Below are 2,166 nucleotides of genomic sequence, written 5' to 3'. Positions count from 1 at the left end.
CGTTCCCACGCGTTACTCACCCGTCCGCCACTAGATCCGAAGATCCCGTTCGACTTGCATGTGTTAGGCCTGCCGCCAGCGTTCGTTCTGAGCCAGGATCAAACTCTCAAGTTGAAAGCTCTTTCGAGCTATCCTTGACGTCGAACCTTCGCACATCTGTCACAAATACCCTAAGGTACTCATGATCAGTCTCTGTCATGTACAAAGCCGTTCCGAAGAACAACCCTGCCAAGACAGTGAAGCTGACACCTACATCATCGGAGGTCTCCCCCCTAGTAGGCCGATATGCTGCGATCTGACGCCGATGCGCCCAAACCGCCCGCATATCCCTTCATTACCAATCAGTCTCAAAGAGCGCGGACACAAAACTTGCAGTACACCAGAACTTCTGGCGTACCTGCCGTCTTGCCTCCAGATTGTCATGCGGTGGTCTTCGCCGCCGCTTCCGTCACTTCCGTTCTGCGTTTCCGCGTCTCTTCCGCTTCGGTGAGGGGGTTTTTACGTCCGGTCCTCAGAACCCGCAAGCAGAAAATGACAGCGTGATGACAAAATTTCCGCCGACCCCTGAAACGCCAAGGAATCAGCTGTTTTTTCCCGCAGGTCAGGCGGAAAAACCCTCTGCCGCATAGGTCACCCGCCCCCCAGCGACCGTCAGGGCGATTCCCGTGGTGCCGATCTTCCCGGGTGGAATCGCCTCGATGTCGCCGTCGATCAGCACAAGGTCGGCCGCCAGGCCTTCGCGCAGGGTGCCGGTCAGCCCTTCCAGATGCGCGGCCCAGGCCCCGCCAGCTGTATAGGCGCGCAGGGTCTCCATCAGGCCCAGCCGTTCGTCCGCCGCCCCTTCGAACGGCACCCGGGTCAGCGCCGCCTGAATGCCGCGCATCACGCTGACGTCCGTCACCGGCCAGTCGCTGGCATAAGCCAGCGCCGCCCCGGCATCGACCAGGCTTTTCCACTGATAGGCATCCGGCCAGCGATGGCGCGCGATCACCGCCTCCATCCCGGCCAGCGGAAAGTCCATCACCCCCGGCGCATGCGGCGGCTGCAGGCTGGCGGTGATCCCCAGCGCGCCCAGCCTTGGCACATCGGCCCGGTCGATCAGCTCGATCTGTTCGATCCGGTGGCGGGCGTCGCGCGCGCCATTGCGCGCCCGCGCCGCCTCATAGCCGTCGATGGTCTGGCGCACCGCGCCATCGCCGATCGCATGCACCGCGATCTGCAATCCCCGCCGGTCGATCTCGGCGCAGATGTCCTTGAACCGCTCGGGCGCGAAGAGGGGCGCCCCCGTCTCCGACGTGCCGGGATAGGGGTGCAGCATAAAGGCGGTGCGGCTGTCCACCACCCCGTCCATGAACATCTTGACGAAGCCGCTCGTCACCCACTCCCCGGTAAACTCCGCCGCCATCGCGCTGGCACGGTCCAGCTCCGACAGGTCCATATGCGGCTTCATGTGGAACGGCACCTTGACCCGAGCGGTCAGGCGACCCTCGGCCGCCATCTCGGCCAGCAAGACGCAGGTGTAGCGGTTGCCATCCATGTTCACCATCGAGGTGATCCCATGCGCCGCGCAATGCGCCAGCCCGGCCGCGATCTTGGCCTTGTCCTTGGCGCGCTGATCGGCATCCGGCCACGGCTCCGGCTCGCCCCCCGTAGCGATCCCCAGCTGCAGATGCAGGTCCCCCGTCAGCGCCAGCACGGGCGAGAACGCCTCGAACTCCAGCAACTCGCCCAAGGCCTGCCCATCCGCACCCATCACCACCACATGCCCCGCAGGCATCTGTGCCCCCTGCAACAGCCCTGCCGCAGCCAAAGCCGCCGTATTGGCCCAGACCGTGTGATGATCCGGCGACATCATCGCAATCGGGCGGTCGGCGATCACCCGGTCCAGATCGCCCCGCGTCACCGGCCGGCCCAGGATGTCATACCCCGCCCCCTGCGCCATCAAAAGCGGCAGCCCCGGGTTCGCCGCCGCATAGGCGCGGAACGCCGCCGCCAAAGCGTCGAACCCCTGCACGCCGCCAAGCTGCAACTGCGTCAGCTCATTGCCGCCCAGCACCAGATGCAGATGGCTTTCCACGAACCCCGGCAACAGCGTCCGCCCGCCTGCGTCCACCATCCCTGTCGCAGGCCCTGCCAGCGCCTCCACCTCGGCCCGGCCGCCTACCG

The 2,166-nt window shown here is 65.1% G+C and carries 1 protein-coding gene and 1 rRNA gene; both read right to left on the bottom strand.

Going from position 1 to position 2,166, the window contains the following annotated elements; genetic code table 11:
* Positions 1-114: ribosomal RNA gene (locus tag RMO18_RS03310) — 16S ribosomal RNA — on the bottom strand; the annotation flags it as partial.
* Between the two features lie 487 nt (positions 115-601).
* The coding region (locus tag RMO18_RS03305) for an amidohydrolase (RefSeq protein WP_309663902.1) at positions 602-2,166 on the bottom strand (1,565 nt) is incomplete at its 5' end.

It is taken from the genome of Tabrizicola sp., assembly GCF_031377265.1.
Classification (GTDB): Bacteria; Pseudomonadota; Alphaproteobacteria; order Rhodobacterales; family Rhodobacteraceae; genus JAUYQR01.
The sequence above is the reverse complement of the archived record's forward strand: the minus strand, read 5'-3'. Positions and strand labels throughout refer to the sequence as shown.